This window comes from Streptomyces sp. Je 1-332 (assembly GCF_040730185.1).
In the GTDB taxonomy this organism is placed as follows: Bacteria; Actinomycetota; Actinomycetes; order Streptomycetales; family Streptomycetaceae; genus Streptomyces.
Genome location: NZ_CP160402.1, coordinates 6,802,398 through 6,817,054, shown reverse-complemented (window position 1 = coordinate 6,817,054; position 14,657 = coordinate 6,802,398). Strand labels below are relative to the sequence as shown.

13 protein-coding genes are annotated in these 14,657 nt (G+C 72.6%); 5 read left to right on the top strand and 8 right to left on the bottom strand.

What is annotated here, in order from left to right:
• The first annotated feature begins 20 nt into the window (after nucleotides 1–20).
• A complete protein-coding gene (locus tag ABXJ52_RS30755) occupies nucleotides 21–1,655 on the top strand; it encodes a DUF6345 domain-containing protein (protein ID WP_367046410.1) in 1,635 nt (544 codons plus the stop codon).
• An 18-nt stretch (nucleotides 1,656–1,673) separates the two neighbouring features.
• On the opposite strand, the gene ABXJ52_RS30750 is transcribed toward ABXJ52_RS30755, so the two are convergent.
• From ABXJ52_RS30750 to ABXJ52_RS30740, 3 genes are all read right to left on the bottom strand, one after another.
• The gene (locus ABXJ52_RS30750) at nucleotides 1,674–3,125 is read right to left on the bottom strand and encodes an amino acid permease (protein WP_367046408.1); all 1,452 of its coding nucleotides are present in this window, start codon (nucleotides 3,123–3,125) and stop codon (nucleotides 1,674–1,676) included.
• Between the two features lie 82 nt (nucleotides 3,126–3,207).
• Complete coding sequence (locus ABXJ52_RS30745; protein ID WP_367046407.1) at nucleotides 3,208–5,355, bottom strand: phage holin family protein; 2,148 nt, start codon at nucleotides 5,353–5,355, stop codon at nucleotides 3,208–3,210.
• A gap of 121 nt (nucleotides 5,356–5,476) precedes the next feature.
• On the bottom strand, nucleotides 5,477–5,881 hold the full coding sequence (locus ABXJ52_RS30740) for a hypothetical protein (RefSeq protein ID WP_367049394.1): 405 nt from the start codon (nucleotides 5,879–5,881) through the stop codon (nucleotides 5,477–5,479).
• 117 nt (nucleotides 5,882–5,998) lie between these two features.
• On the opposite strand from ABXJ52_RS30740, the gene ABXJ52_RS30735 reads away from it, so the two are divergent.
• Together ABXJ52_RS30735 and ABXJ52_RS30730 are read left to right on the top strand one after the other, a co-directional pair.
• Entirely contained in the window at nucleotides 5,999–6,787 is a 789-nt protein-coding gene (locus ABXJ52_RS30735; protein WP_367046405.1) for an MBL fold metallo-hydrolase, read from the top strand.
• Nucleotides 6,784–7,419 carry a VTT domain-containing protein gene (locus ABXJ52_RS30730; protein ID WP_367046404.1) on the top strand — a complete coding sequence of 212 codons (636 nt, stop codon included), beginning with the start codon at nucleotides 6,784–6,786 and terminating at the stop codon, nucleotides 7,417–7,419. The genes ABXJ52_RS30735 and ABXJ52_RS30730 overlap by 4 nt, the downstream gene beginning before the upstream one ends.
• On the opposite strand, the gene ABXJ52_RS30725 is transcribed toward ABXJ52_RS30730, so the two are convergent.
• The gene (locus tag ABXJ52_RS30725; protein WP_367046402.1) at nucleotides 7,416–8,621 is read right to left on the bottom strand and encodes an aminotransferase class I/II-fold pyridoxal phosphate-dependent enzyme; all 1,206 of its coding nucleotides are present in this window, start codon (nucleotides 8,619–8,621) and stop codon (nucleotides 7,416–7,418) included. The two genes, ABXJ52_RS30730 and ABXJ52_RS30725, sit on opposite strands and share 4 nt — an antisense overlap.
• A 159-nt stretch (nucleotides 8,622–8,780) precedes the next feature.
• On the opposite strand from ABXJ52_RS30725, the gene ABXJ52_RS30720 reads away from it, so the two are divergent.
• Nucleotides 8,781–9,347 carry a hypothetical protein gene (locus ABXJ52_RS30720; RefSeq protein WP_367046400.1) on the top strand — a complete coding sequence of 189 codons (567 nt, stop codon included), beginning with the start codon at nucleotides 8,781–8,783 and terminating at the stop codon, nucleotides 9,345–9,347.
• 39 nt (nucleotides 9,348–9,386) lie between these two features.
• On the opposite strand, the gene ABXJ52_RS30715 is transcribed toward ABXJ52_RS30720, so the two are convergent.
• Complete coding sequence (locus ABXJ52_RS30715; RefSeq protein WP_367046398.1) at nucleotides 9,387–10,184, bottom strand: RNA polymerase sigma factor SigF; 798 nt, start codon at nucleotides 10,182–10,184, stop codon at nucleotides 9,387–9,389.
• A gap of 310 nt (nucleotides 10,185–10,494) precedes the next feature.
• Between ABXJ52_RS30715 and ABXJ52_RS30710 the strand changes: the two genes are divergently transcribed.
• The gene (locus ABXJ52_RS30710) at nucleotides 10,495–10,866 is read left to right on the top strand and encodes a CBS domain-containing protein (RefSeq protein ID WP_367046396.1); all 372 of its coding nucleotides are present in this window, start codon (nucleotides 10,495–10,497) and stop codon (nucleotides 10,864–10,866) included.
• A 412-nt stretch (nucleotides 10,867–11,278) separates the two neighbouring features.
• Here the strand turns inward: ABXJ52_RS30710 and ABXJ52_RS30705 are convergent, their stop codons facing one another.
• The 3 genes from ABXJ52_RS30705 to ABXJ52_RS30695 all read right to left on the bottom strand — a co-directional run bounded on the left by ABXJ52_RS30705 (nucleotide 11,279) and on the right by ABXJ52_RS30695 (nucleotide 14,604).
• Nucleotides 11,279–12,268 (bottom strand): AraC family transcriptional regulator, encoded by a 990-nt coding sequence (locus ABXJ52_RS30705; protein WP_367046395.1) that lies wholly within the window; start codon nucleotides 12,266–12,268, stop codon nucleotides 11,279–11,281.
• Between the two features lie 72 nt (nucleotides 12,269–12,340).
• On the bottom strand, nucleotides 12,341–12,952 hold the full coding sequence (locus ABXJ52_RS30700; RefSeq protein ID WP_367046394.1) for a TIGR03086 family metal-binding protein: 612 nt from the start codon (nucleotides 12,950–12,952) through the stop codon (nucleotides 12,341–12,343).
• 32 nt (nucleotides 12,953–12,984) lie between these two features.
• A complete protein-coding gene (locus tag ABXJ52_RS30695) occupies nucleotides 12,985–14,604 on the bottom strand; it encodes an ATP-binding cassette domain-containing protein (protein ID WP_367046392.1) in 1,620 nt (539 codons plus the stop codon).
• Nucleotides 14,605–14,657 lie beyond the last annotated feature (53 nt).

The window sequence follows — 14,657 nt, the reverse complement described above, 5'->3', positions numbered from 1 at the left end:
ACACTTCAGGGGGTTTGGCCATGCGCATGAATTTCTCGGAACGCGGTCCGTCTCCGCTGGAAGGCGCGAAGCCGGGAGCCGCCGGTGACCGTGACTCGACGTTCGGCTGGTGGGGTGCCTTCAGCATCCAGAAGTTCGTCAACCAGTCACCTCTCTTCCACACACACGCCGACGCCACGGGGTGGCTGGCGTACCTCCAGCAGTTCTACGACCGCAACTTCTGGTTCGCGGACGGCGGGGCGCAGGTCTGGGCGTACGAGGAGACGTACGACAACTGGCAGGACCGCTACGGCATGGACGCGGTGGTCGCCGTGTACCACTCGGGCCATGGCGGCATGGACGGCAACGGCGTCTTCTTCGCACCGCTCGGCGCGGTCTGGGACGGCCGCAGTGACGCGATCTCCAACCGGATGGCGCTCGGCAACGAGAAGGCCAACTACGTCTTCTGGTCCACCTGCACCTCGCTGCGGGTCCTTGGCGGGCACTCCCCGATCCGCACCTGGGCGGGGCCCAACATCGGCTTCCGCATGATCTTCGGCTTCGAGACCGTCAGCATCGACAGCCCGGACTACGGCAAGAAGTTCTGGGAGAAGTGGCGGGCCGGGCAGACCTTCACCGACGCGTGGCTGAACGCCAGCTGGGACATCCACAAGGGCCAGGCGCCCTCGGTCTGCGCGGTCGGCGTCAACCAGGCCGACGCCAACGCCCGGCTCAACGGCGAGCGCACCCTGTACCGCGAGCACGTGCAGGACAACTGGTACGCGTGGCGCTGGTACAACGCGCGCGAAAGCCTCAGGGAGCCGCTGACGCAGGCGCCGGCCGGCCCGCAGATCGTGCAGCTCGCGCCGCGCGACCCGGGCGAGGAGCTCATCAAGGCGGGCCACATCGCCGACTTCCCGTCGGCGGCCCTGCAAGAGGTGCAGGTCGAGCAGCAGGGCGTGCTCAGCGCCACCTCCGGCGACCGGATCGTCTCCACCGCTCCGCACGCCGTCCGGTGGGTCAAGCTCGCCGAGGCCAACCACCGCAACCTGCGGCAACTCCCCACGGAGCAGGCGGTCGACGCGGCGCGCGCCTTCGCCGAGCAGCACGCCGACGGCGCCGAGCTCGTCGTGGACAGTGTGCACGACCTGATGCAGAACTCCGGGGCGAAGGACGGCTCCGAGCTGGGTGAGCCGGTGTCGCTGGAGACGCATGTGACGTTCCGGCAGGTCTTCGACGGCATCCCGGTCATCACGCCCGACCGCGGTCTCATCCGCGTGGCCCTGGACAACGACGCGACCGTCGTCCAGGCGCAGATCTCCACGCGCGAGACCACCGGCACGACGCGCGAGCCGAGCACGGACATCTCGCCGCCGCCGGAGGGCGCGTCGGCGACGGTCGCGGCGCCGCGGGCACGCGACCCGCGCGAGGCGCTCGCCGCGGCCCAGCGCAAGCTGCTCGCCGAACTCGCCGCCGTGACGGCCGACGAGCAGGGCGGCCAGGGCGCCGCCGCCCAGCGCGAGCCCGAGGTCAGGGATGTGCCGGGCACGTTCGACGTCGGCTATGAGATCGAGGGCAACGAGGCCTACCCGGCCGCCCGCAAGCTGATCGAGATCGGGGCTCCCGACAGCATGTTCACCACCCGCCGCTGGGTGGTCGCACCGCTCGCCAGGTAGGACTTCACAGGGAGGACGTCAGTGGGTGGCGGTCCGCTTCTTGCGGGCCGCCATCCACGCGTAGACGAGCACGCCCGCGAAGAGGAACAGGACTCCCTGGTAGACGGCCGCGTATCCGGAACCGGCGACGAGCCACATGGAGAAGCCGAACGCGATGCCCGCCAGAATGCCGTCCCGCGTCAGGCGGGCGCGGTTGACGCGCTCGCCCTGCCCGGACACGAGGAAGTAGATCTGCGCGGCGGTGGCCAGGAGGTAGGGCACGGTGGCGGTGAACGTGGTGATCAGGACCAGCGACTCGAAGACGCCGCTCGATCCCGCCGTGTAGTTGTAGACGGTGAGCAGCGAGGCCAGGACCACGGTGACAACGACGCCCACGGTCGGCACTCCGCGCTTCTTCTTGCCGAAGGCGGCGGGGAAGAGCCCGTCCCTGGCGGCGGCGTACGGCGCCTGCGCGCTCAGCAGGGTCCAGCCGTTGAGCGCGCCGACCATCGAGACGAGCGCGGCGAGCGCCACGGCCGTACCGCCCCAGGAGCCGCCGAACATGACGTTGACGGCGTCCGAGAACGGCGCCGTGGATCCGACGAGCTTGTCGTGGGCGACGGTGCCGAAGACGGCGAGGGTGCCGAGCAGGTAGACGACGGCGGCGCCGAGCGTGCCGAGGATGGTGGCGCGGCCGACGTTGCGGCGCGGATCGCGCACCTCTCCGGCGCTGACGGCGGCTGATTCGACGCCCAGGTAGGAGAAGAGCAGGATCGCGGCCGACGCGGAGACCGCGCCGACCGGGCTGCCGTCGCCTGCCTGGAAGGGCCCGAGGTTGGCGCTGTCGAAGAAGAAGAGGCCGCCGATCGCGACGAGCAGCAGGGGCACGAACTTCAGTACGGTGGCGACGAGTTGGACCGCGCCGACGTAGCGGGTGCCGGCGAGGTTCGCGAGCGCGGGCAGGAGTTGCAGCACCAGGGCGGCCAGGCAGGCGGTCCACCTGTGGTCGTTGACCGGTATCAGGACGTCCAGATAGCCGACGGCGGCGACGGCGAGCGCGGCGTTCGACACCCAGGTGGTGGCCCAGTACGACCAGGCCGCGAGGAAGCCCGCGAAGTCGCCGAACGCGGCGCGTGCGTAGACGTACGGTCCGCCGGTGCGCGGGTCGCGCCGCGCGAGCCTGCCGAAGACCAGGGCGAGGGCGATGGCGCCCGCGGTCAGGACGCCGAACGCGACGAGGCTGATGGTCCCGAACGGGGCGACGGAGGCCGGGAGCAGGAAGATGCCGCCGCCGATGATGTTGCCCATGACGAGGCAGGTGGCGATGGGAAGGCCGAAACGGCGAGCGTGCCTGCTGCCGGGCTCGGCGTGCTCGGCCTGCTCTGCGTGCTCGGCCTGCTCGGCGTCGGCCTGCTCTGCGTGCCGCTCTGTCCGCTGTTCTTCCTGGTCGGGAGCCGGAGCCGGCTGGATCGCGGTTCCGGTGTCGTGCATGGGGTGGTGCCTCTCATCGCGTGGGACGCCCGGGATCGCCGGGGCGAGAGACATGGTCGGGCACGGCGGGGGCCGTACAAAATCAGTGTGTTTTGTCCTGTGCGGCAGGGTCGGCGACCGCAAAAGCTGTGCCCTCCGGGTCGCCGGGCCGGGAATCGTCCGCAGCCCCGGCAACCCCTGTGACCAGCGGAATCTCCGGACCCAGATACTCGCCGAGCCAGCCCCGGAGCACGTCGTGGACGCGTTCGGCCCCGACGAGTTCCTCCCCCTCGTCGACCGGCGCGGAGAGCACGAGGGGGGAGAGCAGGAAGGGATGGGCCTGCGCGCCGCCGAGTCCGCCGTGCGAGCCGATCTGCTCCTCGAAGGCGAGCACTTCGCCCTCCTGGGGGTCGTACCAGGAGTTGACCATGATGTCGGCGGCATGCGGGAAGCCGTCGGTGCGGCGCACGGCGTCGGCGGCGCCCGGCCCGAAGTCGGCCAGCGGCCCGAGGTCACCGGGCCGCTCGTCGAGGTACACCTCCGCACCGCGCGCGCCGAGGACGACCGCGCCGCGCTCCTGACTGTGTACGAGGAGGAAGCCGACGCCCGGGTGGTTGGCGAGGGTGGGCAGGAGCGCCGGGTGGCGCAGTTCGATCTCCTCGCGGGTCATCCGGTGCGCGACGTCGGGGAAGGAGACGAGGCCGAGGTTGCCGGACGCGAGGACGATGGGCTCCGCGCGGTGGGCGGGGCGGTGCTGCCCCGCGCCCTCCTCGACCGGGCGGCGCAGGGCGGCGCGGACCGTGGAGCGTGCCTCGGCGCCGCTGTGCGTGCGCTGCGCCTTGCGCGGCACGGGCAGTCCGCAGCCGGCCCTGACGAGGTCGGCGAGGGTGAGGCCGTAGCGGGCCTGGAAGGTCTCGCCGGGGCTCTGGCCGTGGTCGGAGAGGACCACGATGCGGTAGGCGCGTGGCGCGTGTTCGGCGACCTTCGCGATGAGCGCGAGGGACCGGTCGAGCCGCTGGAGCACCTTGTCCACGTCGCCGCCGCGGGGGCCGGAGTGATGGGCCACCTCGTCGTACGCGACGAGGTCGGCGTAGACGGCGCTGCGCCCGGCGAGCATGTCCCCGATGACCGCGGCGACGACGACATCGCGCTCGACGACGGTCGCGAAGGCACGGATGAAGGGGTAGAGCCCGCCCCTGCCGACGCGGGGGCGCCGCTTCCTGAGCCGGGCGCGGGTCGACTCGCCGATCTCGCGGCCGACTTCGGCGACGAAGGACAGGGCGGTGCGCACGGCGTTGGCGGGGTCGGAGAAGTAGGCGAAGTAGCCGGCGCGCGAGCGGTTCTCCTTGCCACGGCGCGCTGCCATGGAGAGCACGAGCGCGACCTGCTCGGCGCCGCCGCTGAAGAGGTTGCCGCGGCTGGCCCCGTCGACGGTGAGGAGGCCGCCGTCGCCGGTGCGCTCGATGGCGCGGCGCTGGAGCTCGACGGCCGACGCCGGCCGGTTGGAGACCATGACCTCCCCGGTGTCCTTCTCGTACCAACGGAAGGCGGGGACATCGTGGTTGGAGCCGTGCAGGATGCCGAGCTGGCTCGCCCCGGTCTGACTCGACCAGTCGGTGCGCCAGCGGGTGAGCCGGTGGGTGGCTTCGCCCCCCTGGCCGAGCCAGCGCGCGACGGTCGGCATGAGGCCCCTGTGCACGGCGGCGCACAGGACGTCGTGACCGACGCCGTCGAGCTGCATGAAGACGGTGCCGGGCGGTACGGGGCCGACCCGGCTCTCGGCGAGACGGCGGCGTCTTCGGTCGGCGAGGCGGTAGAGGCGGCGGCGGTAGGCGTCGTCGTCGCGGACGGCGAGGGCGCCGCCGGTGGCGGAGGCGACGGCGGACATGACGGCGGCGACGACGACGGCGGTCTCGGGGTTGGCCTCACCGCGGCCGTCGGGAATGAGACTGAGGGCGAGCAGGAGCAGTGAGCCGTTGAGGGCGAAGGCGAGCAGGCCGAGCACGAGCGCGGGCACGAGCAGCAGTGCCCGCACGAGCAGGGGCCACACCAGCGAGGAGAGCAGTCCGAAGGCGCCGGCGCCCAGGGCGGCCGTGCTGGCGATGCGGGTGGCGCTGTCATCGTCGTCGGCCTGCAACTGGAAGTCGGGCAGGATGCCGGCGAGCGCGAGCATGGTGAGCGTGCTGACCAGCCACACCGCGACGGATCTCCACAGCACGCTGCCGATGGCCCGCCATCGCTTTCGCCCCACGCCGCGCCGCCTCACGTTTCATGACAGATCAGGACACCAGCGTGTCACAGGGTGTACGGGTCGGTGGGCGGGGTCGGGTCAGGAGCCGTCGGGGCCGGGTCAGCGGCCGTCGTGGTCGGGGTCAGCGGCCGTCGTACCCCGCTGTCGGCATGGAGAGCCGCCGGTGGACGTGGGCCTTCATCACCGCGTCGTACGAGGGTTCGGCGAGGCCCGCCGTCTCGATCCGCACCCCGCGCCGCCCGCACTCCGCGGTGAACTCGTCCGGCGAACGCAGAGCGAGGTCGAGTACCCGGCGGCTGGGCACGACGAAGAGGTCCACGAGCCCCTTGTCGACGTCGGCCCAGAGCACCGGGTGGTCGGCGGGCAGCCCGCGAACGACGAGTTCACGGGTGATGACGTAGCCCCTGGCGGCGGCCCACCGCGCGCACATCGCGTGCTGGCTGCGGGAGTCCACCAGGAAGGGATCGGCGTCGAGCTCCTCCAGCGGTGTCAGGCCGGCGATCGCCGCGACCCGCAGCGCTGTCACGCTCGCGGTGTCCTCCATCGCGTCCCCCTCACCTCCGGTCTGCGCACCACTGGCGTCAGCCGAAGACCCTACTCCTGGCCGTAGGCTCGTAGACAGTCGCGCGAAGGAGGAACCGGGGTGCCGGTGGAGATCACCTGGTGGGGTCATGCCACCTGCACGGTCGAGGATTCAGGGCTGCGGGTGCTCACCGACCCGGTGTTCGCCCGTCGCCTCGCCCATCTGCGCCGGCGCAGAGGCGCGCTTCCGCCCGCCGAGGCGGCCGTCGCCGACGCCGTGCTCCTGTCCCATCTGCACGCCGACCATCTGCATCTGCCGTCCCTGGCACGGATCGCCCCCGGCACCCGGGTGCTGCTGCCGCGCGGCGCGCGCCGGCAGGTGCCGGGGCTCGCGCGCAGGCTCTCCCATCTGCGCCTCGTCGATGTCGTTCCGGGGGACGAGGTGCGGATCGGCGACCTCACCGTACGGGTGGTGACGGCGTGGCACGACGGGCGGCGGCTGCCCGTGGGCCCACACACCGCGCCCGCGCTCGGCTTCGTGGTGCGGGGTGAGGCGCGGACGTATTTCGCCGGGGACACCGGGCTCTTCGACTCGATGGCCGACGAGGTCGGGGACGTCGACGTGGCGCTGCTTCCGGTCGGTGGCTGGGGGCCGTATCTCGGCCATGGTCATCTCGACGCGGGGCGCGCGGCCCTGGCGCTTGCCGAGCTCGCGCCGCGCAGCGCGGTGCCGGTGCATTACGGGACGTACTGGCCGATCGGCTTGGACGCCGTACGGCCGCATGAATTCCACACGCCGGGTGAGGAGTTCGTGCGCCAAGCGGCGCGGCTCGCGCCCGAGGTGGCCGTGCACCGTCTTGGGCACGGCGAGAGCGTACGGCCCGAGGTCCACAAGGGAGACCCTCGATGATCCTCTCCCTGGCGATACAGGTGTCGCCGACGTCCACGGGCCAGGCGGTCGGCTATCCGTCGTTGTTCCTGCTCATCGTGGTCGGCGCGCTGGTGCCGGTGGTGCCGACGGGCGCGCTCGTCAGCTCGGCGGCCGTGGTGGCCGTGCATCAGGATGCCCCCCTCGCGCTGCTCGTGGTGTTCGGGGTCTCGGCGTTCGCCGCGTTCCTCGGTGACATGGCGCTGTACTGGCTCGGCCGGCGCGGCATGCACTCGAAGAACGGCTCGCGCTGGCTGGCGGCGATCCGTGACCGCGCGCCCGAGGACCGTCTCGCGCAGGCGCAGGGCAAGCTCGAGGACCACGGCGTCCTGGTCCTCGTCCTGTCCCGGCTCGTGCCCGCCGGGCGGATTCCGGTGATGCTGGCCTGTCTGATGGCGAAGATGCCGTTGCGCGATTTCGCCCGCGGTGACGTTCCGGCGTGCCTCGCCTGGGCCGTGACGTACCAGCTGATCGGCATTCTCGGCGGCTCCCTCTTCAAGGAGCCGTGGCAGGGCGTGCTGGTGGCGGTCGCTCTGACGGTGCTGATCAGCGCCGCGCCGGCGGTGTGGCGCAAGGTGCGGCACGCGGGGCCCGCGGGGTCCGCTGAGTCCTAGCCGAAGGCCGCTGCGAGCTTGCGCAACGCCCTTTTGACATGCGGCAGTTCCAGCGCGTCCGGCGCGGTGAGCGAGGCCAGGCGCTCCTGCCGGTCCGCGCCGAGCAGCGGCCCGGTGGCCAGGCGTACGTGCAGCGCCGCCAGGTCGTCGCCGAAGCGGTGGCCGCCGGGCGCGGGCATGGCGAGGCGTTCGCCGAGGAAGTCCTCCAGGTCCTGTGAGTCACCGACACCGCGGGCGGCGAGGGTGGTGCGCAGGGGGCCGAGGTCCACGTAGAGGTGGCGGCCGGCCGCCGGGGGCCGGGCCAGCGCGCCCGCCGCGAGCACCGCGTGGTGCGCGGCGGCGGCCACGCGCGCGTGCAGGCTGCTCGCGCGGGCGAGGCGGTCGGTGATCTCGTCCGGCTCGCCCAGGGCGTACGACGCCGCCGCCCCGACCGGCGCCGCGACCTGCGCTCCGAGCGCGGTGAGGACGTCGAGGGTGCGGGCCCGCAGCGTCGCGCCCCGCGCGCCGGAGGGGAACCGGGCGACCGCGGCGGGCCAGCCCGGCGGCAGGAACGCTCCGGAGAGATCGGCGAGTGCCGTCACGCGTTCCGGAGCCATCTCGGCCGGGCTGACCAGGACCGTGTCGTGCGGGCGGTGCAGGGTGTCGCGCCAGGTCTCGTCGCTGACGATGTGCAGCCCCTCGCCCGCGGCCGCCTCCACGGCTTCGTGCAGCACTTCCGGCGGTGGCACCGTGGCCGTCGGGTCGTCGGCGACGGAGAGCACGAGCAGCCGCGGGGTGCCGCCCTCGGCACGGACGCGGCGAACGGTCTCCATCAGGGCGTAGGGATCAGGCACGCCACCGCACTCGGCGGGCGTCGGCACGTGGTACACCGCCCGGCCGAGCAGCCGTACCTGCGGCGCCCACCAGGCGGGGCAGGGCCGCGGGAGCAGCACGTCGCCGCCGAGCGCGGCGGTCAGCGCGAGCAGCAGGGGCGCGGCGCCGGGCGCGGCGACGACGTGACCCCGCTCCACCGGCAGGCCACGCCGCCCCCAGTAGCCGCTCGCGGCCTCCCGTAGGCCGGGGCTGCCGCCGGGCGGCTCGGCATGGGCGCGGCCCGCGGCACCGGCGAGCACGGCGGACAACTCGGGCAGGACAGGAAGCCCCGGCTCCGGCAGGGGCGGCCCGTACCGGACAGGGCCATGTCCTTCTGCTTCCGTCCGCATACGTCAATCGAAGCGCGACGTGCGGCTTCCCGCGCGCGGAGCCTCCGGCGGGGCGGGGGCCTTCGGGGCCCTTCGGCGGGTACGCCGCCCCGACGGCGGCCGGTCCGCGCGACGCTCACCGCGCTGCGGCCCGGCACCGAGCCGCGCCCCGCGGTCCTGGTGGTGCTCGAGCCGGGCACCCGGCCCGCGGGCTCGCGCGGATCGCAGCAGGAGACCTTCCGGCCTCCCGCGCCCGACCTCGGCGAGGCGACCAGGCACGCGGCCCGCATGGACCTCGCGGACGCCATGACCACCGCCCTGCTCACCGCGCCCGCCGGGGACCGCGCGGCCGTGCTCGAACGGGCGGCGGGTGTTCTGCACCCGCGGTTCGCGGACTGGGTGATCGCCGACGAGGGGGCCGCACGGCAGCGGCGTACGACCGTGCTGGGACCAAAGGGCGCGCCGGTGGCCGACGTCCTCGCGCAGGCGCCCGCCGCGTGCCCCCTCGTGATCGAGGCGGCACGCGGCGGGGCGCCCATGCTGCAGGTGCGTCCGGAGGACCCGGACTCCTTCGGCTGCGACGCGTCCGGCGCCCCCGTCCTCGTACGGGCGCAGGTGACCTCCCTGCTGTGCGTGCCGCTGCGGGGGCGGTCGGACGGGCCGGTGGAGGGTGTCCTCACGCTGTTCAGGAGCGGGGCGCGGCGCGGCTCGCCTTCTCGATGGCCGAGGCGCAGACGGCCGACGTGATGTCGCGCCACATCGCCCTGGCCCTGACCCGGGCAGAGCCTAGGCGGCGTCCTGCATGACCTCTTCGCGCAGGCGGTCGCAGCAGCGGCTGATCAGACGCGACACGTGCATCTGGGAGATGCCGAGCTGCTCGGCGATGCGGCTCTGTGTCATGTCGCCGAAGAAGCGCATGTAGAGGATGTCGCGCTCCCGCTCGGGCAGCGCGGCGATGCGGGGCTTGACGGCCTCGCGGTCGACGACGACGTCGAGCGCGGGGTCGGGCGCGCCGATCGCGTCGCGCAGCGCGTAACCGTCCTCGCTGCCCGGCAGTTCGGCGTCCAGGGAGAGCGCGGTGAAACTGTCGAGCGCCTCGAGACCGGCGGCCGCGTCCTCCACCGAGAGCTGCGCCTTCTCGGCGATCTCGACGAGGGTCGGCGCGCGCCCGGGAACGGTCTGGGTAAGTTCCTGGCGGGCGAACCGCACCCGGTTGCGCAAGTCCTGCACCCGGCGCGGCACATGGAGGGTCCACATGTGGTCACGGAAGTGACGCTTGATCTCGCCGGTGACGGTCGGCACCGCATAACTCTCGAAGGCACTGCCCCGCTCGGGGTCGTAGCGGTCGACGGCCTTGACCAGGCCGAGGGCCGCCACCTGGCGCAAGTCGTCGAGCGCCTCACCGCGGTTGCGGAAACGGCTCGCGAGCCGTTTGGCCATCGGCAGCCAGGCCTTGACCAACTCCTGGCGCAGTGCGTCTCGTTCCGGACCGTGCGGCATCTCGGTGAGCCTGCGGAACGCGGCTGCGGTGTCGGGGGCGTCGTCGTGCGGATGGCGCTTCGTCTGTCGCGCGTCGGATCGCATGATGCGTCGCAACTCCCTTGTCGGTGCCTTGGGTTGAAGAGTCACCGTGGGGTGCGCGCGGCATCGCGACGGGGCACACCCGGGCGAGCGCGAACTGCTCCCACGGACGTGCCTCCGGTCCGAAGCACTGTTCAACTCCGCCTGCCCCGAGGCCCGCGAGGCAAACACATGTGCGTGACGAGCGGCGGCACCCGCAGCCGTGGGGGTGCGGGGTCCGGGTCTCCCCACTTCTTCCGGGCAAACCCGCATGGACCGTCTCGGCAGGGGTACTGCGGCACAGCGACTCACCCCCCATAGGAAGGGCCCCACCATGGCTGTCGTCGTAAGGGACGTCATGACTCCGGGCGTCGTGGCGGTAGGTCCCGATGCCTCGCTGGTGGAAGCCGCACAGCTGATGCGCGCGCAGGACATCGGCCATGTCCTGGTGGCCACGTCCGGCCGGCTGGTCGGCGTGCTCACGGACCGGGACATCACGCTGCGGGCCGTCGCCGACGGCGCCGATCCCCTCACCGTCAGCGCGCAGGCCATCTGCACGCCGAATCCCGTGATGGTCGCCCCGGACGACGCGGTGGCGTCCGCGGTCCGTCTGATGCTGGAGAACGCCGTACGCAGGCTGCCCGTCGTCGAGGACGGACAGCCGGTCGGGATGGTGACCCTCACGGATCTCGCGGCGTCGGCCTGAGCGGCCCCGTCCGGACCCGTCGAAGGGTGCGGGCCCGGTTGCACGGGGGGTGCGGGGGAGCGACCGGACCCGCGGCGCGGGCCCGGCCCGGCCTGAGGCCGGGCCGGAACGTCCCCGGTGGTCCGTCACGGTCACGCCCCTGGGGCGGGTTATGGACCCGTGGGCAGCGACCGGCCCAGCCGGAGACAGGTGAAACGATAAATCAGGGGCCCGTCACTCACGATCCGCTGAGCGCCGCCACTGTCCGGATAACGCACGGACCGTATGAGGCACGTGCGGGATGAGGCACGGACCGGACGAGGCACGGGCCGGCTGGAGCTCGGCCCTGCTGACGCACCGTCCGGCTGACGCACGGCACGCATGGCGTACGGCCCGAATGGTTCGCGGCCCGCCCGCACGGCGTCACTCGCCCTCACCCCCGCAGCGTCTGCGAAGGCAGCTCGCCGAAGCGGGCGTGGTACTGCTCGGCGAATCTGCCCAGATGACCGAAGCCCCACCGGTGCGCCACCTCGCTCACGCTGCGTGTGCCGGGCTCCGCGGTGCGCAGCTCGTCGCGTACGCGGGTCAGCCGCACGTCCCGTACGTACGCCATGGGCGACATGCCCACGTAGCGGCGGAAGGCCTCCTGGAGCCAGCGCACCCCCACCCGCGCCTCGGCGGCGAGGACGGTCGTCGTGAACGGATGCTCGGGGCGCTCCTGGACGGCGTCCATCACGCGCTTCACGGGAGCCGGGCGCAACCTCTGTGCCGGAGCGGCGAGTTCGGCGCGGTAGGGGTGCTCCGCGGCCAGCAGCAGACCGCTCAGTATCGCCTCCTGGAGGGGCGCGACGATCAGAGGTGACGTGTACATAGACGCCTGGCCCCGCGGCGTTCCGGAATCCGCGCGCAGATCCTCGACGACCGTGGCGACGAGCCGGGCCCAACTGCGCCCGGGGCCACGGGTGGTGTCGAGTGCGGGGGCGAGCGTCAGCGGGGCGCGGACGGGCCGGCCGATGAGCTGTTCCAGGCGCCGGTCGAGGGCCTCGCGGTCCATCTTCACGGCGAGGACCCGGCAGTCGCCGGTCCACCGCTCCACCACCGTGTCGCCGACGGGCTGGAAGACCCCGGCCCGCTCCGCCGTCGCGACGGTGCCGGCGGCGCCGCCCTGGCGAAAGCGCATGTGCCCGCCGAGCAGTATGTTCACGTGGTACGCGCCCAGTTCGCCGAGCCGCATCCGCACATCGGCGCCACAGCTGAGCTCGCCGAGGGTGAGCGCACCGAGCTGCCCGATGTCGAACTCGGCGCGGAAGGCGCGCGGCCCCTCGATGACGTCCATGAAGTTGCTGTAGAACGTGGCACCGATCATCTGCCGTGCCTCGTCCACGTCCGCGGTCCTGAAGGACGTCCTCAAGGACGTGCTCATGGACGTCCTCGGCGCCTCGGCGCTCACGCGCGACTCACCCACTCCCCCGACATCACCGACGCTCCCCCGCGGCTACACCTCGCGCCCCAGCAGACTCAGCAACTCCGTCTGGGTGTCGGCGTCCTGCGGCGGTTCCACCGCGGGTGCGAAGAGCCCGCTCTTCGCCAGGTCAGCAGCGTACGGCTTCGTTTCGTGCAGGGAGAAGGCGACGAGGTCTTCCGGAAGTTCCTCGTCGGCGCCGATGGCTCGGGACAGGTCCCAGGCGTGCACGACGAGGTCGGTGATCATCTGCCCGCAGTAGAAGTCGGCCGCGGTGTCACCGAAGGAGAGATGGACCGTGCGGTAGATGGCGCCCGGCTCGCCGAAGGCCTCCCGGGAGGCGGCGGCCGCCGTGTCCCAGGAGGCGACGGGGTCGGGGCCGAGCACGTCGCCGTCGAAGGCGTCGCCGACGGATTCGATGGTCGCACCGTCGCGGACGAGTGAGGGCACCCAGAGCTGCTCGGTGGTCAGGTGGCCGACGAGGTCGCGCACGGACCAGTCGGTGCACGGGGTCGGCGCGTCCCACTGGTCGGCTCCGATCGCGTGCACCCGGTCGCCGAACAGGTCGAGGGCGGCGGCGTGCCGGGCGAGGAGCTCCTGGTCGTTCAGGTCGGACGGTCCGGCTGTACCAGTCGTGTCTGCCATACCCGCCATTGTCCTCCTGGAGCCGGGAGGCGCTACCGCTTCCGCTCCACGCGCCGCTCGTCCCACACCGGCTCGGGCGTCTCGCGCACGAGTCCGTCGCTGCCGAAGACCAGATAGCGGTCGAAGGAGCGGGCGAACCAGCGGTCGTGCGTCACGGCGAGGACCGTGCCCTCGTATGCCTCAAGGCCCTCCTGGAGCGCCTCGGCCGACTCCAGGTCGAGGTTGTCGGTGGGCTCGTCGAGCAGCAGGGCCGTGGAGCCCTCCAGCTCCAGGAGCAGGATCTGGAAGCGCGCCTGCTGGCCGCCCGAGAGCCGCTCGAAGCGCTGCTCGGCCTGGCCCGTGAGCTCGTAGCGGCGCAGGCGCGACATCGCGGGACCCTTGGCCTGGGCGTGCTCGCGCCACAGGATGTCCAGAAGCGTGCGGCCGAAGAGCTCCGGGTGGGCGTGGGTCTGCGCGAAGTGGCCCGCCACGACGCGCGCGCCGAGCTTCCAGTCGCCGGTGTGCGAGACGTCGCCGCCGGCGAGGAGGCGCAGGAAGTGCGACTTGCCCGAGCCGTTCGAGCCGAGGACGGCGACCCGCTCGCCGTAGAAGACCTCCAGGTCGAAGGGTTTCATCAGGCCGGTCAGTTCGAGGTTCTTGCAGGTGATGGCCCGGATGCCGGTCCGCCCGCCCTGGAGCCGCATGGTGATGTCCTGCTCGCGGGGCGGCTCGGGCGGCGGCCCCGCCTCCTCGAACTTGCGAAGGCGGGTCTGCGCGGCGGCGTACCGCGAGGCCAGCTCGTGGCTGATGGAGGCGGCCTGGCGCAGGCTGAGCACCAGCTTCTTCAGCTGGGCGTGCTTCTCGTCCCAGCGCCTGCGCAGCTCCTCGAAGCGCGCGAAGCGCTCGCGCCGCGCCTCGTGGAAGGTGGCGAAGCCGCCGCCGTGCACCCAGGCGTCGGCGCCCGCTGGGCCCGGCTCGACGCTGACGATCTTCTCGGCGGCGCGGGCGAGGAGCTCGCGGTCGTGCGAGACGAACAGGACGGTCTTGCGGGTCTCCTTGAGCCGCTCCTCCAGCCAGCACTTTCCGGGGACGTCGAGGTAGTTGTCCGGCTCGTCCAGGAGCAGCACCTCGTCTCCGCCGCGCAGCAGGGCCTCGAGCACGAGGCGCTTCTGTTCACCGCCGGAGAGCGTGCGGACCTCGCGGAACTGCGCCTTGTCGTACGGGATGCCGAGCGCGGCCATGGTGCACATGTCCCAGAGGGTCTCGGCCTCGTAGCCGTGCGCCTCGGCCCAGTCGGAGAGCGCCTGGGCGTACTGGAGCTGGGCGGCCTCGTCGTCGACCGTCATGATCAGGTGCTCGGCGACGTCCACGGCCTTCGCGGTCTCGCGGATGCGGGCGTTCGAGACGGAGACGAGCAGGTCGCGCACGGTCGTCTCGTCGCGTACGGAGCCCACGAACTGCGGCATGACGCCGAGGCCGCCGCTGACCGTGACCGTGCCGCCGTGGGGCTGGATCTCGCCCGAGATGAGGCGGAGCAGGGTGGTCTTCCCCGCGCCGTTCGCCCCGACGAGGGCGACGATGGCGCCCTCACCGACACGGAAGGAGACATCACCGAGCAGGGCTCGGCCGTCCGGCAGGTAGTACTCGATGTGCGCGGCTTCCAGATGTCCCATGCGGGGGATTCTCCGTGGCGGGCGCCGCCTGCCGCAAATACGTTTCGGATCGC

Excerpts from the sequence above, each read along its gene's own strand:
- ABXJ52_RS30755 (WP_367046410.1), top strand. The coding sequence starts at position 21 with ATGCGCATGAATTTCTCGGAACGCGGTCCGTCTCCGCTGGAAGGCGCG.
- ABXJ52_RS30750 (WP_367046408.1), bottom strand. The coding sequence starts at position 3,125 with ATGCACGACACCGGAACCGCGATCCAGCCGGCTCCGGCTCCCGACCAG.
- ABXJ52_RS30730 (WP_367046404.1), top strand. The coding sequence starts at position 6,784 with ATGATCCTCTCCCTGGCGATACAGGTGTCGCCGACGTCCACGGGCCAG.
- ABXJ52_RS30725 (WP_367046402.1), bottom strand. The coding sequence starts at position 8,621 with ATGCGGACGGAAGCAGAAGGACATGGCCCTGTCCGGTACGGGCCGCCC.
- ABXJ52_RS30715 (WP_367046398.1), bottom strand. The coding sequence starts at position 10,184 with ATGCGATCCGACGCGCGACAGACGAAGCGCCATCCGCACGACGACGCC.
- ABXJ52_RS30710 (WP_367046396.1), top strand. The coding sequence starts at position 10,495 with ATGGCTGTCGTCGTAAGGGACGTCATGACTCCGGGCGTCGTGGCGGTA.
- ABXJ52_RS30705 (WP_367046395.1), bottom strand. The coding sequence starts at position 12,268 with ATGAGCACGTCCTTGAGGACGTCCTTCAGGACCGCGGACGTGGACGAG.
- ABXJ52_RS30700 (WP_367046394.1), bottom strand. The coding sequence starts at position 12,952 with ATGGCAGACACGACTGGTACAGCCGGACCGTCCGACCTGAACGACCAG.
- ABXJ52_RS30695 (WP_367046392.1), bottom strand. The coding sequence starts at position 14,604 with ATGGGACATCTGGAAGCCGCGCACATCGAGTACTACCTGCCGGACGGC.